General features: G+C 26.0%; 1 protein-coding gene. It reads left to right on the top strand.

What is annotated here, in order from left to right; genetic code table 11:
• Window positions 1-1213: 1213 nt before the first annotated feature.
• Complete coding sequence (locus BUA48_RS15200; protein ID WP_072832888.1) at window positions 1214-1963, top strand: hypothetical protein; 750 nt, start codon at window positions 1214-1216, stop codon at window positions 1961-1963.
• The last annotated feature ends 335 nt before the right edge of the window (window positions 1964-2298 follow it).

The following is a 2298-nucleotide window of genomic DNA, read 5'->3' on the forward strand; positions in this document are numbered from 1 at the left end:
GATAAGATTTTTTTTATTACTCAAAGCATTTTACGAGTTGTTTCTTTATTACTCTGTTTAATTTTCAAAGACCATGTCATTTATCGTCATCACCTAACGACCTTTATTATTTTATCAGACACTCGAAACCCTGTCAACATTTTTTTGTTTTAATTTTTAAATTTTAAAAATCAAAAGCAACTAATTTGTTGCCATCGCTTCGTAGCGACAAGGAATATATTATCACATACTATTCCCAATATATTATGCTTATTAGCTATATTTTTATATTATTTTTAATATACTCCTCATTTCATCTATTTATCTATGGTTTTTAAAGTACAACACACCCAGATAAGTTTACTTTATTTAATATAGTTTTTTCACCTTTCTTCTTCTATATACTTACATCTAATATTAATTCTAACTCTTATTTTATTCTTTATACTCTAGATTATTTATTAATAGGGGTATCCTTTTTTCTCATATCTATCATAATTACTCATTAAAGTTTGAAAGCATGTCTAAATACTCAAGTATTACCTTTGCCCATATATATCATAATACCTTTTACTTGAATTTTAATTAATATAAGTGTCAGTACTCACAAACTATTATATCTTCTTAATAACCCAATCTTACATTAAGCTCAAATACTTACTCTTCTTTAAATAAGCATGAGTCTATTTTAAATGTTTATTCTTCCATCTCTTCACTTAATACTAATCTACTCACTTTAAGATTCCTTTCTTTATTGCACTTCTTTATTTCAATATTTCATAATTTTAACATTTTATATAAACTCCACTTAATATTCTATCTCTATATTAGTCATTGAATTTATTCTATAATGAACCTTCTATATAATAAATATCTTTATTAGAGTGTATATCATCAATAACACATTATATAAGTTGCCTTTACCTATTAATTCCATGACAATCTTATATCTATCACTCTCACGCCCTCTAAAAAGCTAAACTTAATCGCACACTATGCACCCTCTTACTTAGTGATAATTTATTTTTGTCATAATTCGCTTTTCTTTCACATAATATTATAATGTATACTCTTTCTTACACCTTTGCTCCACACTATATTTTCCTTAATATTTTTAGACTTTAAAATTTATTAGTGAAATTTATGTATAAAAAAATAATTTATGGATAGAATTCAGATATGTATTTTAAAGTTTAATCAAATTAAATCTAAATTAGAGGAGTGTTATTTTTTAATGAATGATTATTTTAAAAAAGTAAGAAAGCCTATAGGTAAATTTGCTTGTACCTTAATTGGTGCTTCTGTAATAATGGGAAATACAGTTTATGCTTCCCCTACAGGCTATCCTTATCAAACAGAAGGAATAAAATCTACTGAGAAAAATAAGTCTTATTCCGAGATCATAGAAAGTAGACGTGCCTTATCAAGAGGTGATGCTAATATCTCAGATAAATATTCCTATGCATCAGACAAAGACTATTATGATATCAATACAGTAGCTCAAGTTGCTTCTTCATCTAAAATAACCGTAGAAAAAGAAAGCACTATGCATCTACCAGACCATTTTCTGTATACAGAAATTAACGAAAGCAAATTAAGAGAATATCTAAATAATAAAAATTCCGTTTTAGCTGAAGAACCTTACTTTTCAGAAATTATATCAACTAGTAGAGAATTTAATTTAAATCCTCTTATACTATTTGCTATTACTGGACAGGAGCAAGGTTTTGTGCCTAAGCACCATAGTAATGCTTATTCAATAGCTAATAATCCTTATAATGTCTTCTACAGTTGGCAACGTTACAATACTAATATAGAAGATACTAGTAAAATTGTATCAAGAACTATCATAGATTTATCCAAGGGATGTCCAGCAAACATGGATACCTTTACTTGGATTAATAAGAGATATGCAAGTGATCAAGGTTGGTCTAAGGGTGTTAATAGGTTCTTTAATGAATTAAGAACTATTGCTTGTAACTAATATTCAATTAAATATATTAAACTCTATAGTAAGTAAGAACTATTTTTCTTACCTTCTATAGAGTTTTTGTTTTATACCTCTACTTGCCTTACATAGCTTTTTACTTTATACATCTTTCTATTTTATACTTCTTCTTTTCTTACACACCTTTTTGTTTTATATATATTTTCACTTTATATATTTTTTATTATATATATCTTCACTATCTATATATCTTTGCTTTATATATTTTTATTTTGACTATCTTTAGTAAGTTACACTTTTATTTTAACAACCCATGATTTAAACCTCTCTAAACTCTCTTAAATAATATATACTTTGTATTAAATAAACTT

It is taken from the genome of Clostridium collagenovorans DSM 3089 (genome assembly GCF_900130005.1).
Lineage (GTDB): Bacteria > Bacillota > Clostridia > Clostridiales > Clostridiaceae > Clostridium_D > Clostridium_D collagenovorans.